General features: G+C 44.9%; 15 protein-coding genes. 8 read left to right on the top strand and 7 right to left on the bottom strand.

Annotated features, from left to right (window positions below; genetic code table 11):
- Positions 1-111: 111 nt before the first annotated feature.
- Positions 112-873: a TatD family hydrolase gene (locus tag R7E38_RS18230; RefSeq protein ID WP_213889256.1), complete on the bottom strand. Its 762-nt coding sequence runs from the start codon at positions 871-873 to the stop codon at positions 112-114.
- A 184-nt stretch (positions 874-1,057) separates the two neighbouring features.
- On the opposite strand from R7E38_RS18230, the gene hemB reads away from it, so the two are divergent.
- The 3 genes from hemB to polA all read left to right on the top strand — a co-directional run bounded on the left by hemB (position 1,058) and on the right by polA (position 6,087).
- A complete protein-coding gene (gene hemB, locus R7E38_RS18235; RefSeq protein ID WP_031777176.1) occupies positions 1,058-2,119 on the top strand; it encodes a porphobilinogen synthase in 1,062 nt (353 codons plus the stop codon).
- A gap of 127 nt (positions 2,120-2,246) precedes the next feature.
- Positions 2,247-2,681, top strand: coding sequence for a GNAT family N-acetyltransferase (locus R7E38_RS18240; RefSeq protein ID WP_005379245.1), 435 nt, complete (start codon positions 2,247-2,249; stop codon positions 2,679-2,681).
- A 619-nt stretch (positions 2,682-3,300) separates the two neighbouring features.
- Complete coding sequence (polA, locus tag R7E38_RS18245) at positions 3,301-6,087, top strand: DNA polymerase I (RefSeq protein ID WP_005379246.1); 2,787 nt, start codon at positions 3,301-3,303, stop codon at positions 6,085-6,087.
- A 747-nt stretch (positions 6,088-6,834) separates the two neighbouring features.
- Here the strand turns inward: polA and yihA are convergent.
- Positions 6,835-7,494 carry a ribosome biogenesis GTP-binding protein YihA/YsxC gene (gene yihA, locus R7E38_RS18250; protein ID WP_213877207.1) on the bottom strand — a complete coding sequence of 220 codons (660 nt, stop codon included), beginning with the start codon at positions 7,492-7,494 and terminating at the stop codon, positions 6,835-6,837.
- Positions 7,495-7,653: 159 nt separating this feature from the next.
- On the opposite strand from yihA, the gene R7E38_RS18255 reads away from it, so the two are divergent.
- The 5 genes from R7E38_RS18255 to hemN all read left to right on the top strand — a co-directional run bounded on the left by R7E38_RS18255 (position 7,654) and on the right by hemN (position 12,362).
- The gene (locus R7E38_RS18255) at positions 7,654-8,271 is read left to right on the top strand and encodes a c-type cytochrome (protein WP_005379248.1); all 618 of its coding nucleotides are present in this window, start codon (positions 7,654-7,656) and stop codon (positions 8,269-8,271) included.
- Between the two features lie 838 nt (positions 8,272-9,109).
- Positions 9,110-9,748 carry a class I SAM-dependent methyltransferase gene (locus tag R7E38_RS18260; RefSeq protein WP_005379250.1) on the top strand — a complete coding sequence of 213 codons (639 nt, stop codon included), beginning with the start codon at positions 9,110-9,112 and terminating at the stop codon, positions 9,746-9,748.
- Positions 9,748-10,290 (top strand): Der GTPase-activating protein YihI, encoded by a 543-nt coding sequence (yihI, locus tag R7E38_RS18265; RefSeq protein WP_005379252.1) that lies wholly within the window; start codon positions 9,748-9,750, stop codon positions 10,288-10,290. Before R7E38_RS18260 ends, yihI begins: the two co-directional genes overlap by 1 nt.
- Before the next feature lie 7 nt (positions 10,291-10,297).
- Entirely contained in the window at positions 10,298-10,786 is a 489-nt protein-coding gene (locus tag R7E38_RS18270; RefSeq protein WP_005379254.1) for a DUF2489 domain-containing protein, read from the top strand.
- Between the two features lie 184 nt (positions 10,787-10,970).
- Positions 10,971-12,362 carry an oxygen-independent coproporphyrinogen III oxidase gene (hemN, locus tag R7E38_RS18275; RefSeq protein WP_213889254.1) on the top strand — a complete coding sequence of 464 codons (1,392 nt, stop codon included), beginning with the start codon at positions 10,971-10,973 and terminating at the stop codon, positions 12,360-12,362.
- A 69-nt stretch (positions 12,363-12,431) separates the two neighbouring features.
- On the opposite strand, the gene add is transcribed toward hemN, so the two are convergent.
- The 5 genes from add to R7E38_RS18300 all read right to left on the bottom strand — a co-directional run bounded on the left by add (position 12,432) and on the right by R7E38_RS18300 (position 19,454).
- Positions 12,432-13,436, bottom strand: coding sequence for an adenosine deaminase (gene add, locus R7E38_RS18280; RefSeq protein ID WP_005382965.1), 1,005 nt, complete (start codon positions 13,434-13,436; stop codon positions 12,432-12,434).
- A 147-nt stretch (positions 13,437-13,583) separates the two neighbouring features.
- On the bottom strand, positions 13,584-16,130 hold the full coding sequence (locus R7E38_RS18285; RefSeq protein ID WP_104979920.1) for an EAL domain-containing protein: 2,547 nt from the start codon (positions 16,128-16,130) through the stop codon (positions 13,584-13,586).
- Between the two features lie 102 nt (positions 16,131-16,232).
- Positions 16,233-17,636, bottom strand: coding sequence for a nitrogen regulation protein NR(I) (gene glnG, locus R7E38_RS18290; RefSeq protein ID WP_005379267.1), 1,404 nt, complete (start codon positions 17,634-17,636; stop codon positions 16,233-16,235).
- Between the two features lie 57 nt (positions 17,637-17,693).
- Complete coding sequence (gene glnL, locus R7E38_RS18295; protein ID WP_017821940.1) at positions 17,694-18,740, bottom strand: nitrogen regulation protein NR(II); 1,047 nt, start codon at positions 18,738-18,740, stop codon at positions 17,694-17,696.
- 132 nt (positions 18,741-18,872) lie between these two features.
- Positions 18,873-19,454: a DUF4124 domain-containing protein gene (locus R7E38_RS18300; RefSeq protein WP_033905904.1), complete on the bottom strand. Its 582-nt coding sequence runs from the start codon at positions 19,452-19,454 to the stop codon at positions 18,873-18,875.
- Positions 19,455-19,564 lie beyond the last annotated feature (110 nt).

Consider the following 19,564-nt stretch of genomic DNA (forward strand, 5'->3'; position numbering starts at 1 on the left):
CTATAATCAAATGAGGCCTCATACGGCTTTAAAATACAAAACGCCCGATGAAGTACATCGAGCGTTTTAGTTAAAAAAGTGTCAACCCATATTAGGACGGGTCATCGTGAATTAAATATTAAACAGCTTTTTGGCATTCTCAGTCGTTATGGCATCGATGGTTGCGATGTCGACATCACGCAAGTCGGCAACACGTTGTGCAACGAGAGAAGTGTAGGCTGGTTCATTACGTTTACCACGGTGTGGCACCGGCGCTAAATATGGACAGTCGGTTTCTAAAATGACCCACTGCATATCCAAATGTGGAATGACTTTATCCATCCCGCCATTCTTAAAGGTTGATACGCCACCCAAGCCTAAGTGGAAGCCTAGCTTATTGATTGCTTGTGCTTCTTCTAAGCTGCCTCCAAAACAGTGGAATACACCACGCAGACGACCATCTTGCTCTTGTCTTAGCAAAGTGAGTGTTTCTTCAATCGAATCACGAGTGTGGATAACGACTGGTAAGTCCATCTCTTTTGCCCAGTTAAGTTGAGCTACGAACGCCATTTCTTGCTCAGCACGATAGGTTTTATCCCAATACAGGTCGATACCGATTTCGCCCACCGCAATAAACTTGTGTTTCTCAAACCAACCGCGGATGATCTCCAACGTTTGTTCAACATTGCTGTCCACATAACAAGGGTGGAGTCCCATCATTGAGTGGCACACGTCAGGATATGCCGCTTCGGTTTGTAGCATGGGCTCAATAGAGTCCAGATCGATGTTTGGCAACAGGATTTTATTAATGCCTTGCGTTAAGGCGCGTTGTACTACTTCATCGCGGTCGTTATCAAATTCGCTAGCATAGATGTGCGCGTGGGTATCGATCATCGTTACTCTCTGTGCTTCATAGTTGGTTTCGTATTCGAAGTATACTTGAGTGTGAGTGCTGGGTCATTTTCAGTTTTTTTCATTACCTTTTTCCAGATTGTCACTCGCAACATGCATCAAGAGTGATATGATTTTGTTCACCAGATGATTTGATCATCATAACCGTCCAGACAAGGAGAAAATGGTGTCTGTATCAATTCAAGGTCCATTCCCTGCACGCCGTATGCGTCGTTTACGTAAGCACGATTTTAGCCGTCGTTTGATGGCTGAGAACCAACTTTCTGTTAATGATCTGATTTACCCAATGTTCATTCTTATGGGTAAAGATCGTCGTGAGAGCGTGGAGTCCATGCCGGGTGTAGAGCGTTTGTCGATTGATTTAATGCTAGAAGAAGCACAATACCTTGCAAATCTAGGCGTTCCAGCAATCGCGCTTTTCCCTGTCGTAAACCAAGACGCTAAAAGCTTATGTGCTACTGAAGCCTACAACCCAGAAGGTTTGGTTCAGCGAGCAGTACGAGCGCTTAAAGAACACATTCCTCAAATTGGTGTAATCACAGACGTGGCACTCGACCCATTCACGACACATGGCCAAGACGGCATCATCGATGAAGATGGCTACGTAATGAATGATGAAACCACAGAAGTATTGGTTAAGCAGGCTTTGTCTCATGCAGAAGCGGGTGCTGACGTAGTCGCGCCTTCAGACATGATGGATGGCCGAATTGGTAAGATCCGCGAAGCATTAGAAAACGCGGGCTACATTCATACTCAAATCATGGCTTACTCGGCTAAGTACGCATCGAACTACTACGGACCATTCCGTGATGCGGTTGGCTCTTCTTCAAATCTAAAAGGCGGCAACAAGAAAAACTACCAAATGGACCCAGCAAACATTGATGAAGCGATTCACGAAGTGGCGCTAGACATCAACGAAGGTGCGGACATGGTGATGGTTAAACCTGGTATGCCATACTTAGATGTAGTTCGCCGAGTAAAAACTGAACTTCAAGTACCGACATTTGCTTATCAAGTCTCTGGCGAGTACGCGATGCATAAAGCGGCGATCATGAATGGCTGGCTCAAAGAGCGTGAAATTGTGATGGAATCACTATTGTGCTTCAAACGTGCAGGTGCAGATGGCATCTTAACGTACTTTGCGAAAGACGTTGCTGAGTGGTTGGCAGAAGAGAATGCACAAACTGCTCAACACCTAAATCGTACTCCGGAAGCGACAGAAGAGTAATTATCGCTCAGTGAGAAATACCAGACCAACAAGAGTTGTTCGTCTGTATATACCCAAGTAACCTCAGGCGGATTACAACAGTAACAATCCAAGGTGCTTGGGTATTTTTATTTTGGAGAAGAGAACAATGACAATGCTGATTCGTGAAGGCACATTGGAAGAAGCACTTCAAGTTGTGGCGCGTGTTACCGAGTTTTCGAAAGGAGAAACGGTAGACTCCATGACTCAACGTTTAGAAGAGAAAAACAGTTTAATCCTCGTTGCAGAAAAAAATGGCACGATTGTCGGCTTCAAAATAGGTTACGAATTAGAGGATGGTGTTTTCTATAGCTGGTTAGGTGGTGTTGTCCCTGAAGCTCGAAATGAAGGCGTGGCACAGCTGCTTTTGGAAGCTCAAGAGGATTGGGTGGCAGAACAAGGCTACAACACATTAAAAGTGAAATCTCGAAACCAGTTTCCGGCTATGCTTCGCTTGTTATTGAGAAATGGCTATATCATTGAAAAGTTTGAAGAAAAAGTAAATCTTCGAGAATCTCGAGTGCATTTCATTAAAGCAATGTGAAAATAAATGAGATTTTTTCTCATTTAACTGTTGACTACGAAATGAGAATCATTATTATTAAACCCGTCTTAGGGAATGAGGAAAGTTCACAAGGACGTTGAGTGACTTATTAACAGAAGTTAATTAACTGAAAGTTGAGAAGTGATGAAACATTTTTCCGAGAACTTGCACGAATTCTTTTTGACACGACATTGCTCACATTGCTTCCAGTGTAATTTATAGCTTCTTGGTTAAGCTGCTCTATTTACAGAATTTGCTTTACCACTTCTGCTAGGCGACCCCATTCGGGTCGCTTTTTTCTTTTCTACGATTTCTATTTGACGTCACTATTAATATCTTTTCCACATGCGATGATCATTTTAGGATCGTTGATCTTCTCGCCGTTATGCGAATTTGTTGTTATTAATCAATGGTTTGGGTTGGTGTTTTCTTGTGTTTTTTGTTATTGGATAACCAGTGGATAATTTCTATAAACAGAGTTATCCACAGGAGGTGGTGTTTTCGTGAATAAAGTCGGAAAAATTTACGCGACCTAGATCGAGCGAACAAGATAGATTCAGATCAGCAGTCATGGCATCCTAGGCAGATCTCTCAAGTACTGAATTGGATACAGACAATTATGGCAAGTATTCCTGAAAATCCGTTGATCCTTATCGACGGCTCTTCTTACCTATATCGCGCTTTTCACGCCTACCCGGGCACCATGAGCAATGGTGAAATTCCAACTAATGCCGTTTACGGCGTCGTGAACATGTTACGCAGCATGATGCGTCAGTTTGCGTCTGAGCGCATCGCGGTGGTTTTCGATGCAAAGGGAAAAACCTTTCGTGATGATATGTATGCAGAATACAAAGCGAATCGTCCGCCAATGCCGGATGACCTGCGTTGTCAAATTGAACCATTACACAATGTTATTCGTGCAATGGGTTTGCCGCTGATCTGTGTTCCTGGCGTCGAGGCGGATGACGTCATCGGTACGTTAGCATACCAAGCATCACAAAAGGGCATGCCTGTATTGATCAGTACTGGTGATAAAGACATGGCGCAGCTAGTGGATGATAACATTACCTTGATCAACACCATGACGAACGTCGTAATGGATCGTGAAGGTGTGGTTGAAAAGTTTGGCATTCCACCTGAGTTGATCATCGACTACTTAGCACTGATGGGCGATAAAGTAGATAACATTCCTGGTGTACCGGGTGTCGGTGATAAAACCGCGACCGCACTACTGCAAGGTATTGGTGGTCTGACGAAGTTGTATGAAAACCTCGATGATATTGCAGGGCTTGGTTTCCGTGGTTCTAAAACCATGGCGAAAAAGCTCATCGACAACAAAGAAAATGCCATGCTTTCGTATGAGCTCGCGACCATCAAATTGGATGTTGAGCTTGAGGAAACGCCAGAATCATTGCTGAAAGCGGAACCAAATAAAGACGAATTAGTGAAGCTGTATGGCCAACTGACGTTTAAATCTTGGTTGAATGAACTACTTGAAGGCGGTTCTGGATCTGTGGAGGCTGTAGAGCTTGCAGGATCTTCACAAGCTTCTTCTTCTCAAGCCGAGATGGAAACTTCTGCGGTAACAATCGATCGCAGCCAATATGAAACAATTCTGGATAAAGAAACCTTCAATGCTTGGCTAGATAAACTTCAAACGGCTGAGCTGTTTGCATTTGATACGGAGACCGATAACCTAGATTACATGCTAGCGAATCTAGTTGGTTTGTCATTCGCTGTCGATGAAGGTATTGCGGCTTATGTGCCAGTTGCACATGACTATTTAGATGCGCCTGAACAGCTTGATCGTGATTGGGTACTAGAACAGCTGAAGCCAATTCTTGAAGATGCAGCGAAAGCAAAAGTCGGTCAAAACTTAAAGTATGATGCGTCTGTACTCGCTCGTTACGACATTGAGCTAAAAGGTATCAAGCACGACACGATGTTGGAATCGTATATCTACAACAGTGTCGGCGGTAAACACGATATGGACAGCTTGGCGCTTCGCTTCCTACAGCACAGCTGCATTTCTTTTGAGCAAATTGCAGGTAAAGGCAAAAATCAGCTTACGTTTAACCAAATCGAACTGGAACAAGCATCGCCATACGCGGCAGAAGATGCGGATGTGACCCTTCGTCTGCACAATCGCTTGTTTGCTAATATCGAGCAGGATGAAAGCCTGAAGACAGTTTACGAAGAGATTGAAATGCCGTTGGTGCCAGTTCTTTCGCGCATTGAACGCACTGGGGTCTTTATCGATGAAATGAAGCTGAGTGCGCAGTCGGTCGAGATTACCGCTCGCCTTGATGAGCTTGAAAAGAAAGCGTACGAAATTGCTGAGCAAGAGTTTAATATGAACTCGCCAAAGCAATTACAAGCCATCCTATTTGAAAAAATGGGTTTACCGGTTGTGAAGAAAACGCCATCAGGCACACCATCGACGAATGAAGAAGTTCTGCAAGAACTCGCGCTAGACTACCCGCTACCAAAACTGATTTTGGAATACCGTGGTTTGGCGAAGCTAAAATCAACTTACACCGACAAACTGCCGAAGATGATCAACCCATCGACGGGACGTGTGCATACTTCTTACCACCAAGCAGTGACTGCAACGGGTCGTCTATCTTCTACTGATCCGAACTTACAGAACATTCCAATTCGTAACGAAGCTGGCCGTCGTATTCGTCAAGCGTTTGTCGCGCCATCAGGGCATAAAATCTTAGCGGTCGACTACTCGCAAATCGAACTTCGCATCATGGCGCACCTTTCTGGTGACCAAGCGTTATTGGATGCATTCCGTGATGGTAAAGATATCCACGCGGCAACCGCAGCAGAAATCATGGGTGTTTCTATTGAAGACGTTTCAAGTGAGCAACGTCGTCGTGCGAAAGCGGTTAATTTCGGTCTTATTTACGGCATGAGTGCGTTTGGTTTGGCGAAGCAATTAGGCATTCCTCGTGGTGAGGCTCAAGCGTACATGGATACATACTTTGAACGTTACCCAGGCGTGATGCAGTACATGGAAGACACACGCAGCACGGCAGCAGATAAAGGGTATGTTGAAACGATTTTTGGTCGACGTTTGCATTTACCAGAAATCAAATCACGCAACGGGATGCGTCGTAAAGCTGCTGAACGTGCGGCAATCAACGCACCAATGCAAGGTACGGCTGCGGACATCATTAAGAAAGCGATGCTGTTGGTTGATCAGTGGATTCAGGAAGAAGGCAATGGTCGTGTGAAGTTATTAATGCAAGTACACGATGAATTGGTCTTTGAAGTTGAAGAGTCATCATTGTCCGAAATTGAAAGTAAAGTACAGAAATTGATGGAATCTGCAGCAGAGCTAAAAGTACCGTTGGTTGCAGAAGCAGGTCATGGTGATAACTGGGATCAAGCTCATTAGTCACTTTTAGACCAAAATAACCAATTAATTATGAGCCAGCGCACAAACGCTGGCTTTTTTTTGAGATTAAAAAAGCTAGAGCAAAGTTAACTTTGATGTTGCTTAATAAAAAATTCATGAAAAAAAACTACAAAAATTCTTTGCAATTCTGACCAATTGTTGTACATTAATACTCGTAGGGTACAGAGGTAAGATGTTCTATCTTTCAGACCTTTTGTTTCACGTTATTGGATTAGGCTGATTCAGCCGCCCCAGTCAGTTTTTGACTGGGGCGTTTTTTATTGGGCGAAAGAAAATTATTCTTTTGGATCAGTAGCTTAAAGTAAGCTTTCAAAAACCTTCTTTTTTGACCTTTCTAAGTCACTGCAAAATCTCGATTTTTCCTTCAAATTTATTGCGTTATTCATCCTGTAAATTTACGCCAGTCACACTATTATTTTTTCTTGAAGGAAACTAAGTTACATCTTTTTGAAGCTTTGCTTGGCTTAACTATCTGAATTGTAACGCTATTGGGTGTTTTTGGAGTGAATGTTTGGTGATAAACAGGAAACAAGAGCGCTTTTTAACCTATTGAAATCGAATCTCAGTTCAGCAATGCTTCGTCACATAACAATAATTACCAATTTTTCTCTCCCGTTATCCCTGCCAGGAAGGCGGGGATTTTTATTGCCTGTTATTTAGTTGAGATAAACAAAAGCCCCACCAAATGGTAGGGCCGAGTCGAAGAAATTTAACAAATATTGTTAATTATTCTTCATCGCTCGTTGGTGTCTCTTGTTCGTCTTCTTCTATCAGGTGCGCTAGTGCTGGTGCAAACCAGGTATCCAGTTTTGCACGTAGCTGATCGACACCTAATCCTTTCAGTGAAGAGAACACATCAACAGAAACGTCACCACCGAAAGTTTCTACTTGCTTACGAACTTTCAGTAGAGTTTGTTTGCGTGCACCACTTTTTAGTTTATCTGCTTTGGTTAGCAAAACTTGCACAGGAATGTGGCTATCGATGGCCCAGAAAATCATTTGTTGGTCGAGATCTTTCATTGGATGACGAATGTCCATTAGAACCACTAAGCCTTTTAGGCACTCGCGTTTCTGTAGGTATTCACCCAAAGATTTCTGCCATTTGTTTTTCATTTCTACCGGTACTTGAGCAAAACCGTATCCAGGTAGATCGACAATGTGACAACCTTCTTCTACTTTGAAAAGGTTGATTAATTGCGTACGACCAGGTGTCTTTGATGTCTTGGCTAAGCTTTTTTGATTAGTTAGACGGTTAAGTGCACTCGATTTACCAGCGTTTGAGCGTCCTGCAAACGCAATTTCGACACCTTCGTCTTCCGGCAGGTGACGAATATCGGGTGCGCTGGTGATGAAATGCGTATTTTGGTAATGAATTTTTACGCTCACTGTTAACTCCATCTCGACTTTGTGTAGTCGATTGATTACTTTTTTGTGAAAATGTGTAAAATAACCGTGCTCGGCATAAGGTCGCCTATTGTACCATGAGTGTACGCGGTATGTTCACATTCCGTGGTACTGGAAGCTTGATAATTATAATGGAATGTCATGAAGAAATTAGCGCTAATTTTGAGTCTTTTAGCCAGTTGCTCAGTATGGGCCCAAGGTAATATTGAGGCTGGTAAAGCAAAATCACAAACCTGTGTCGCCTGTCACGGAGCAGATGGCAACAGTGCAATAACAACGTACCCGAAACTCGCAGGCCAACACGCTAAGTATCTTGAGAAGCAGTTAAAAGAACTTAAGCTAGGCATGACAAGTGGTGGTAAACAAGGTCGTTACGATCCTGTAATGAGTGGTATGGCAATGCCACTGAGCGATGAAGATATCGCAGACCTATCTGCTTACTACGCTTCGCTACCAGTTTCAGAAAACTCAACACCTGAAGATGTAGTAGCAAAAGGCAAAACGCTTTATACCGCTGGTGATGCCGAGCGTGGCCTAACCGCATGTATTGCATGTCATGGTCCTCGTGGCAATGGTACTGAGCTTTCAGGTTTCCCGAAAATTTCTGGTCAGCATGCTGACTACATCAAAGCTCAGCTAGAAAAATTCCGTGATGGCGACCGTGGCAATGATATGAATGCCATGATGCGCGACATCGCGAAGAAAATGACAGACGAAGATATCGAAGTGCTGTCTAAATACGTTGGCGGTCTGCACTAATATACCTAAATCGCTCAAGATCCTGCATCTTGAGCTGGTTGGGTAGATGTCCCTACATCGTTCGAGCAACTTGTACAAAAATGCCCTAGTGAATCCACTAGGGCATTTTTGTTCGTGACAGATATCACAGTCGAGTTTGGATGCGAAAGCGATAGTTGGCTCGGCAGTTTGTGAGACATTTGCCATACTTGATGTTGGCTTTTTCTTGTTAGTGTTTTTAAGCTTTTGATTAAATGATAATTTTGATTTTTTAGAAAAATAGGCGGATTATTTTTTCAACCCATTACTTGTGAGCATAACGGGATGGCGTAAAGTAGAAGTCGTTCACAGGGAGTGAATGTAAGGATTTAAGACCACGGTTTAGGTCTCCAAGGATGTAGCTCGGATGCTTGGTGATTTAGAAAGGGATTTAGATAGGTAGGGAGCCTATCAGATAAGGATGGTCATCTCGTCTGACGGTTAAGACAGTGAAACGGATCAGGCACAGGAAGTTGCTCAGTAGACAGGAAGTAAACGGATAGCCAAAACTCATCAGGAAGATGAAAAACAACTCTTTTTGGCAGGGAAAGCTCTAAAAACAAAGGGATCATTGGTGCACCAAATGTGTGCAACACAGTTTCGCCAATTGATGGCACTTAGAAAGCGACAGTCTGACTGTCGCTTTTTTTATATCCGTTGACTTGCTCAGTCGTAACTTGAATTGAGATTACTGCACTTATTTAGCTTTATAGGTTGTAAACAAAGTTTTTTAATAAAAATTGCTGAAAAAATACTCAACAACACTCCAATCCGAGTTCACTTTCTGGTATGTTTCGCATCCCTGTTTGAGGAAGTCAGCATGCATACCTGTCCTTTATGCCAAAATCAGCGCACTCACCATTATTTTGAAGATAAGCGTCGTGAATATCTTCAATGTGAGCAGTGCAGCTTGGTATTCGTAAATCCAGACCAACGTTTGGATGCGGAAAGCGAAAAAGCTCACTATGATTTGCATGAGAACAACCCCGATGATTTGGGTTACCGACGCTTTTTGTCGCGTATTGCTGACCCGATCACAGAGCGAATTTCTCCACAATCAAATGGTATCGACTTTGGTTGTGGTCCTGGACCAACGCTCTCCTTGATGCTGGAAGAGGCGGGGCACAACATGGCGTTGTACGATCTCTACTACCACCCTGATACGTCGGTTTTAGAAAAAACGTACGACTTCATGACAGCAACAGAGGTGATAGAGCACCTCTACCACCCAGATTTGGTGTGGAAGCAATGGTTGAATTTAGTTAAGCCAGGGGGCTGGATAGGCCTGATGACGAAAATGGTCATCGACGTGGAGGCTTTCAAATCATGGCATTATAAGAACGATCTCACTCACGTAGTGTTCTTTAGTCGTGACACGTTCCAGTTCCTAGCAGAGCGGGATAAGCTCGAACTCGAATTTATTGGTAATGATGTAATTTTACTGAGGAAACCCCAGTAATGAGCCGTAGTAAAAAATCTAGAAAACCGGGTGCCGCTGGTGCACCTGAGTTTGTTGTAACTCGTAACCGTACAGAATCTGATGTGGAAGGCCGCTTACGCAAGCGTGCTAAAAAGCGTAAAGGTCTGAAAACGGGTAACCGTAACTCAGAAGTTAACGAGCAGAAAAAGCAAGCTGCTGCACAAAATCGCGACCCGCGCTTAGGCAGCAAAAAGAAAATACCTCTGATTGTTGAACCTGCGAAAAAAATGACGAAGCAAGAGCGTCGTTTGTCGGCAGAGCAAGAACTAGAGATGCTAGAAAATGACGCGCAATTGAACGTGTTGCTAGACCGCATTGAAGCGGGTGAAAACCTGGGCACAGGTCTACAGAAATTCGTCGATGAGAAACTCGATCGCATTGAGAAGCTAATGGACCAACTAGGTTTGTTGGAACCTGAAGAAGAGGAAGACTTCACTGCACCTGCTGAGAAAAGCACGCGCAACGATGATGACTTGCTGGCAGATTTCGACGACATTAATTTCGACGACTATAAAGGATAATTAAGCTATGAATGTAACCTTATTAGCTATTGCTGGTGTTGTGATTATCATCGCACTCGCTTCTTATGCAGGTTACCTTCTGCTTCAATTGAAAAAGCAAAAGGAATTGCAGCTGAAGCATCAAAAATTGGCGATAGACAAACGTAACGCCAACATTTTTGAGAATGTGCATACCTTGTGTCAGGCGGGCATTCAAGGCCAGTGCGATTTATCTGAAATCAGTATCCGTGTGTATAACATCATGGATTATGTACAAGGTGAAGACCGCGTTGATTTCGATAAAACGTACCCTGCGATTTCTGAGCTTTACCACATCGTGAAAGATATGGCGCGTGGCGAAGAACGCCAACAACTTGCCAAGAAAGAGCGTATGCAACAGAACTTGACGCGTCATAAAGCGGAAAGCCGCCTCACTGATGCGATTATTGAGGAGCTCAAAGTGTTGCAGAAAAACGTCCAGCCACTGAATAATCAAATCAATATTCAGATGATTTAAGCGCGACCTCCAATAGTCTCCTTATGGCTAATGGGGGTATCGTGATCACGCTAGCACTTCTTTAGTTTTATACTTAAAAAGCCAGTCGGCGTTGCCACGCTTGTCATCGTCGTATGGCAAAATAGCGGCTCTGAATATCGGGTGACGGCTTTCGTTGCCCTAGCATTTAACGGAAAGTACCACCATGTCGAATCAACACACTGAATCGAAACAGCAAATCGTCTGGGATCAAGCGGTATTGGATAAGTACAACTATTCCGGGCCTCGTTATACGTCGTACCCAACGGCGCTGGAGTTTCATGAAGCGTTCACCATTTCTGATTATGATATGGCATGCACTCAATACCCAGAACGCCCATTATCGCTGTACGTACACATTCCGTTCTGTCACAAGCTTTGTTACTACTGTGGATGTAATAAAGTCATTACGCGCCACTCGCACAAAGCGGATGAATACCTCGACGTGCTTGAACACGAAATTCGTCAACGTGCTGCATTACTTGTTGGTCGCACCGTGACGCAATTGCATTTTGGTGGTGGTACACCGACGTTTCTCTCTGAAAAGCAAATCACGCGTGTAATGAGCCTGCTACGCCAAGAGTTTACTTTTAGTAGCGATGCTGAAATCAGTATCGAGGTTGACCCGCGTGAAATCGAGCTGACCATGCTGGATCATCTGCGTAGTGAAGGCTTCAATCGCTTGAGCATCGGTGTTCAGGACTTCAACAAAGAAGTGCAAAAACTGGTGAACCGTGAGCAAGATGAAGAGTTCATCTTTGCGATGGTTGCGCGCGCAAAAGAGTTGGGTTTCCGTTCGACAAACCTAGATTTGATCTACGGCTTGCCAAAGCAAACCAAAACCTCTTTTGCCAAGACGTTAGAACAAGTACTGGAAATGCAGCCGGGCCGTCTGTCCGTGTTTAACTACGCGCACATGCCACAGCTATTTGCAGCGCAGCGTAAGATTAAAGACGAAGATCTGCCTAAAGCAGAAGAGAAGATGGCGATTCTGCAAGACACCATCGCGACACTGACTGGCGCTGGCTATCAATTTATCGGCATGGACCACTTTGCTTTGCCGGACGATGAACTTGCTGTTGCCCAGCGCGAAGGTATTTTGCATCGCAATTTCCAAGGCTACACCACACAAGGTGAATGTGACTTGGTTGGCTTTGGTGTTTCTGCAATCTCGATGATCGGCGATGCGTACGCGCAAAACCAGAAAGAGCTGAAGAAATACTACGCTCAAGTCAACGAACTTCGTCATGCTCTGTGGAAAGGGGTCTCGCTGGACTCTGATGATTTGCTCCGTCGCGAAGTGATTAAGCAGCTGATTTGTAACTTCAAGTTAGACAAGAAAGCCATTGAGTCTGAGTTTAAAGTGAGGTTTGAACAGTACTTTAAAGAAGATTTGCAGCTACTTCAGACCTTTATTAACGATGAGCTGGTGGAAGTGGATGATAATGAAATTCGTGTGACGCTGCGAGGTCGTTTGTTGATCCGTAATATTTGTATGAGCTTCGATAAATACCTACGAGCAAAGGCGCGTCAGCAACAGTTCTCTCGTGTTATTTAATCAGAGATACAGATTCAAGATATAAAAAATGCCAGCAGATGCTGGCATTTTTTTATGTTTTCGCTGGATTTAAGCGCGATCTTTTACTTTTTCTCTCAGTTCCGATTTTTCTGCTTCTGAAAGGAACGCAATCTCAAGGCCATTGATTTGCGCTTGGCGAATCTGGTCTTGGCTCAGGCCAGCGGCTGGTGCCGCTACTTCGTATTCGTATGGCAGTTCGATGCCTTCAACCGCTGGATCGTCAGTGTTCAGACACGCAAGAACGCCATGCTCTAGGAACTGCTTGAGAGGGTGGTTTTCTAGCGTTTCTACCGTACTTGTTTGGTAGTTTGACGTCAGGCAAGATTCAATACCAATGCGGTTTTCTGCTAGGTAATCCATCAGTTTTGGATCGTGAATCGCTTTTACACCGTGACCGATACGAGTTGCGCCCAGCTCATTAATTGCTTGCCACATGCTCTCTGCACCTGCTGCTTCACCAGCATGGACCGTTACCCCAAGGCCAGCATCGCGTACTTGCTTGAAGTGAGACACAAAGCGATCACCCGGTTGGCCTAGCTCGTCACCCGCAAGGTCGACGGCAACGATGTGATCTTTCTGGCTCAGAATGCCGTCCAGTTCTTGTTGACATGCGTCAGTACCAAATGTACGACTCATGATACCGATCAGGTTGGCTTTCACGCCAAAATCGCGCATACCCGCTTGCACACCGTCCACGACGGCTTCAACAACCCCCGCTACTGGTAGTTTGTGTTTCATCGCCATGTAGTAAGGAGAGAAACGCAGCTCTGCGTAATCGATTTGTGCGTTTAGCGCGTCTTCTACGTTTTCGTACGCGACACGACGACACGCATCTAGATCGCCCAGTACAGCAACACCCCAGTCGAGCTTAGAAAGGAAAGCAACAAGAGAGGGTTCCGCTTCGACAATTTGAACGTGAGGAGTGAGAGACTCAATATCGTACGCTGGTAGGGCAATGCCAAACTTTTGGCCTAGCTCAAGAATCGTTTTAGTACGAATGTTACCGTCGAGGTGACGGTGCAAATCAGTAAGAGGAAGGTTCTTCGTTATCATTTTGTCGATCCGGATAGTTATGAACTGGAACAGGGCCCAAACATCATCTGTGACAATACATGGGTAAGATTTGCAGTTAAGTATAAATAACAGTTGGGTAGATTGTCAGTAGAGGATGACTAGGAAATCAACGACTCTCGCTCTTTTCTACTTCATGTTCACCAAATGTGTTGGCCATTCTTCTAGTGGCATAGGGCGGCTGTAGTAGAAGCCTTGCACCTGATTACAGCCTAAAGAGCGCAGTAATTGTGCTTGATTGCTATCCTCGACACCTTCCGCGACGACATTAGTTTTGAGACCTGCTGTGATATTGATGACGGCAGCGACGACTGAACTGTTTAAGTTTTCTTGTGTGAGTTGATTGATGAAGGTGCGATCAATCTTCAAGCAGGTAAACGGCAGAGAGTGGAGGTAACCCAGTGATGAGTAGCCGGTGCCAAAGTCATCTATCGCGATACCAATACCCATTTCACGCAGTTTAGTCATATTTTCTAGTGTGGTCGGTGCGCTATCAATGATACGTGATTCTGTGATCTCTAGTGTGAGGTTACTTGCTGGTAATTTCGTGATATCCAATACGCTTGTCACCGTATCAACAAAACTTGGGCAGGATAGTTGATTAACGGAGATATTCACATGCAGTTGGAAGTCCGACGGCCACTGTTTGCTTTCGATCGCTTGGTAAGTGTCGCGACAAGCTTGTAACAGAATCTGTTGGCCGATGGCTTTGATCATGCCGCTTTCTTCCGCGATTGGGATAAAATCTAATGGTGACACCATACCTGAGTCGCTATGCCAACGCGCAAGTGCTTCGGCGCCACACACTGTGCCACTGACGAGATCCACAATCGGTTGGTAATGAGGAATAAACTCTCGGTTTTCAATGCCAGTTTGGATCTTGGTCAGCATTTGTGTACGAAACTTTGAAGCGCTCGCTAGTTCTGGGCTGTAGTGACAAACACCAGTCAGTGAGTCTTGTTTAGCGTAACTTAATGCGATGCTGGCGTTGCGTAACCATAAAGGCATGGTTTCGTTTGGCTGGGTTTGTACAATACCAAGTGAAATCTTCATCACTACATTTTCGCCTTCCACCATAAATGGGGTGGAAAAGAGTTGCTGTAATCGACGCTCGGTTTGTTTAATTTTGGTTTCCGTGTCGACATTTGAGAGAAACACCGCGAATTCGTCACCACCAATCCGAGCCAATAATGCGTTGTCACGAAACTGCTGTTTTAACCTTTCAGCGATGCTGACCAACAGCTGGTCGCCGTTGTGATGACCCACACTGTCGTTGATATCTCTAAATTTGTTGATACCAAGTAAAAATAAACTGCCGTGACAAAGATCAGACTGATTTTCACAGATTTCGACCAAACCCTGACGGCTATATAAGCGTGTTAGAGAGTCATAAACCAACTGTTCACGCAATGCTTTGAATGAAGCTCTTAGATTGTTCGCCATTTCATTAAAAGCATGAACCAGTACGGTTGTCTCATACACATAACCAGGCTTTGGCATGCCGCTATCCCAATCCCCATTTGCCAGGTGCTGAGCGGCGGCGGCCGTCGCGTTAATTGGTCTAGTAACTCGGTTGAAAATGATCCAACTGATGGCGATCCCAAATAGGCTTACAATAATGCCAACGAGCCAACTCTCTTGCTGGCTTTTCGGTAACAGGCCGAGAAGCTCGGACTCCGAAATGGAGGTGCCAATAAACCATGTTAAGCCATCTTGGTCTCGATACGGGGTTAGCCGACTGAAAATACGTTGGCCATCATGTTCAAATGAAAAAGTATAAGGTTGCTTGGTGTTGTTGAGATCGAAAGACCGGACGCGGCTCGCACTGATTTTGATGATCGGGTCTGCGTTTTCAGCGGCAAGCAAACGCTGCCCTTTATCCGAAAATTTTGTGCCCCATGAGATGACGCTTCCCGGGCCTGAGTGAGCGATTAAACGATGATCTGGGTCCATGATGTAGACCGACGCTTTAGTGTTGTATTTTAACTCGCGCAGGAATTCGTTGAATGTATTGATACGAATGTCTGTCACCAAAACACCAGCAAATTGGTCGTGTTTGTACACCGGCGTCATGGCTGATAGCGTAATATCCTGGCGTTCATCAGCGTTGGTATAAATTTCAGACCAAGTGGCGTTTTGGCTCTCCGCAACGGGCTTATACCATGGGCGAGTGCGAGGATCGTATTGGGAGATAACCGTTCGAATGTTGTTACTCACATGGTTGGTCCCATAAATAACCAGATCACCATCGGTGTAGCGATCTTGCACCATTAAGGTGTAATCGTCGGAAAGCTCGCGGCGAAAGCCTGCAAAGTCGCCGTTTTCTGAACCAAATGCGATTACATCCAACTGCGGTATCGATTGGTAAAGATTTTTGAATGCACTCAGCAGGTAGTTTTGAATGTCTGAGGTATCGTGAGGGCGATAAAGGTTGTGATAGCTGACGTTGTGCGCGAGAGCCATAACCGCAGTAAAAGGCTTACGTAGATAGCTATTGAGGTGGTCGTGGACACTTTCGGTTAACACGGAAAGTTGCTTGTCACTGATATCCGTGACCACTTCTTCGTAACTTTGTTTTTGGACGTAGACAATGACACCGATCGCCAGTAAGAAGATCATGACAAATGGAATCAAAACAGCAGTACGCAGTGTAATTTGAGTCGTAGCAGTAGACATCGCCTAATCACATAGATGGTGGTGCGCCACAATTGTACTGATGTTTTTATTAATATCGAGTGACAAACGACGCTCGTTGTTAATGCACCACGTAAGTGATTGTCAGTACAATTCTTTTAATTTTCTGGTGAGTGTATTTCGCCCCCAGCCTAATACTTTAGCGGCATCTTGCTTATGACCTTTAGTGTGCTCTAAGGCTGCTTCTAATAAAATGCGTTCAAATTCTGGTAAAGCGTAAGAAAGCAGTTCTTTATCTCCTGCTGCGAGTGAATGCCGTGCCCAATCCGCTAATTGTTCTTGCCAACTACCATGTGCAGAGTCTGAAATGGATTTTTTCTCTTCGAGTAGTTCGCTTGGCAAGTCATTTGGTAACACTTCGCTACCACTGGCCATAACGGTTAACCAACGGCAAATATTCTCTAATTGACGCACGTTGCCAGGCCAATCAAGGCGGTTAAGAATCTCCACGGTTGACGGGTGGAGAGTTTTTGTTTCCACACCAAGCTCATCAGCCGCACGGATAAGAAAATGCTGTGTAAGCTTTTCAATGTCTTGCTTACGCTCACGCAGTGCCGGGATCTGCACGCGAATCACGTTTAAGCGATGAAAGAGGTCCTCACGGAAGTCACCTTCGTGCACCAGCTTTTCTAAGTTCTGGTGTGTTGCTGCGACAATTCGTACATCGACACTGATCGGAGAGTGACCGCCCACTCGATAAAACTGCCCGTCAGCTAGAACGCGTAGTAAACGAGTTTGAATGTCCAATGGCATGTCGCCGATTTCGTCTAAAAATAGAGTGCCGCCATTGGCTTGTTCGAATCGTCCTTGACGAACATTGTTTGCCCCCGTAAACGCGCCTTTTTCGTGGCCAAACAGTTCTGATTCAATCAAGTCTTTGGGAATCGCCGCCATATTGAGCGCAATGAAAGGTTTGTTAGCACGTGGACTGTGACGGTGCAGTGCATGAGCAACGAGTTCTTTACCCGTGCCCGATTCACCGTTAATCAAGACTGAAATAGAGGAGCGAGAAAGACGACCAATGGCGCGAAACACCTCTTGCATCGCTGGTGCTTCACCGATAATTTCAGGCGTTTCTGCTGGAATGTCTTCTGGAGAGAGCTGCTCGCGTTTGTTTTCGTGGCTGTGTGCAATGGCTCGTTCAACCAGAGTTAAAGTTTCATCAATATCAAAAGGTTTTGGTAAATATTCAAAAGCACCTTTTTGGTACGCATTCACTGCTGCATCTAAATCTGAGTGCGCTGTCATGATAATCACGGGAAGGTCTGGGTAATCGCGCTGTACTTGTTTTAGTAGCTCCAACCCATCAATACCTGGCATGCGAATGTCTGATACTAGAACATCCGGCACTTCGCGTTCGAGCGCCATTAACACGCTTTCCCCATCGGCATAGGTTTCACATTTGATGTTGGCAGAGGAGAGCGTTTTCTCCATTACCCAGCGAATTGAACTGTCGTCATCAACGACCCAAACATATCCTTTACTCATGTAGTAATCCTTGCAGCAAACCGAAAAACTGACGCGACTTGAAGTCCATTAGCGCAATCAGATCGGCAGATAAATAGTAAATGTTGTGTGACCAGGCCAGCTTTCTACGTCTATTTTTCCATTGTGCTGGTCGATCAAATTTTGCGAAATAGATAGCCCTAATCCTGTTCCTCCCTCGCGGCCACTGACCATGGGATAGAACAGCGTGTCTTGTAGTTCCGGTGGAATACCTGGGCCGTTGTCTGTGATTTCGACACGAGCAGCGAGTTTACAGCGTTTGCCGTGAATATTGGCTTGATGCACCGTTCTGGTGCGAATGGTTATTTTCCCGTGTTCTTGATGGCTAAGAATTTGTGCGGCGTTGCTGACGATATTAAGCATTGCCTGTTCGATTTGGTCTGTATCCATCAAAATCTCTGGCAAGCTTGGGTCATAATCTCGTTCAATGATGATTGAGCGTTGTGACTCTAATTCAACCAGTTGGCGAACCTTTTCAAGAATTTGGTGCAGATTCTCTTGTGTCTTCTTACCTGGCTTCTGCGGTCCTAGTAATCGATCCACGAGCGCCCTTAAACGGTCTGCTTGCTCAATGATGATGTGTGTATATTCGGTGAGAGAGGGCTCTGGCAGCATTTTTTCTAACAATTGCGCCGCACCGCGTAAGCCGCCAAGCGGATTTTTGATCTCATGTGCAAGCCCTCGGACTAACAGCTTCGCCGCTTGTTGTTGGGCGTGTTGGTTCAGTTCTTGAGAGAGTCGGCGCTGCTGATCAATTTTGCGCATCTCGACCAGAAGCATTAACTGCTTTTGCCAAGTGATAGGGCTAACCGTCACCTCTAGCATTAAAGGGCGGCCATCAACAACGAAAGTGACGTCACTGTCGGTGATGCTTTGGCCACTTTGCAACGGTTGAGTGAGCAGCGCGAGATCCAGCGACGCATGCTGAATCAATTGAGAAAGTGATTGTTCAATAATTCGTTTGGCGCTTTGAGAAAACAGCAATTCGGCAGCCGGATTGGCATAACGGATGGCCAATCCATCATCAAGAATCAGCGTTGCTGTCACCATATTGTTGAGAATGGCACTAGGAAGACTGGTATCCACATTACGTCCTTGTTTTGCTTTAAGATTGTGCGATGCACAATAATGGTGCAATTGAACGTTAAGTATGGCGAATAAATCTTAGAAGAAAAAGTGAAAAGCACCGCTGAGATGTGATTTTTTTCACCAGATATTCTATTTTGCCCCTTTTACGGTCGGCTTAACACTTGCTCTATGTAAATGCACCGTTATAGGGCTAGTAGATGCAATAAGCTTGCCGCTTCTTTTCGCGTGCACAGCAAGTGTGTGAGTGCCTCGGTCAATATTGTTTAACTGCCACACTATATGGCTTTGTGGCGCACCATAAGGTTTTCCATCGAGTAACAATTGCAATTGCTCACCGATACCAAGCTTGCGATTGGTTTCTAATTGAATATTGATGATGCCTCGATTGCTGCGGATGGTCTCGTTGTGCTTGGGAGTCAGCATCGAGAGTTGTAATAGAAGAGGCTTCTCGGTTGTTTTCTCTGGCTTGTTTTGTGATGCAGTAGATGGCGTAGTCTGAGGTGCGAGCGATTCAGTACTTTCTACCTCAGGAGCTGGTGCGCTGGCTTCAAGGTTTGGCAGTGCGATCGCTTTTGCTCCTTTGTTTGGCGTATCACTAAAGTGAACCACGCCATTTTCATCTACCCACGTATACGCGACCTGCGCGAAGGCGATAGAGGCGATTAACAATCCGCTGAGTGCACACAGTGATGGAATAAGCTGAACTTTCATTGCTCACCTTCTCTTGTTCGATGATTTCACGTTTCAATGGCTTAGCTCTTTGACCTGTAAGGAAAAATTCTAAGCGTATTTTTATTATCCTCTTATGTTAAACGTCGAAG

The sequence above is a fragment of the Vibrio sp. Vb2131 genome (assembly GCF_033338535.1).
Lineage (GTDB): Bacteria > Pseudomonadota > Gammaproteobacteria > Enterobacterales > Vibrionaceae > Vibrio > Vibrio alginolyticus.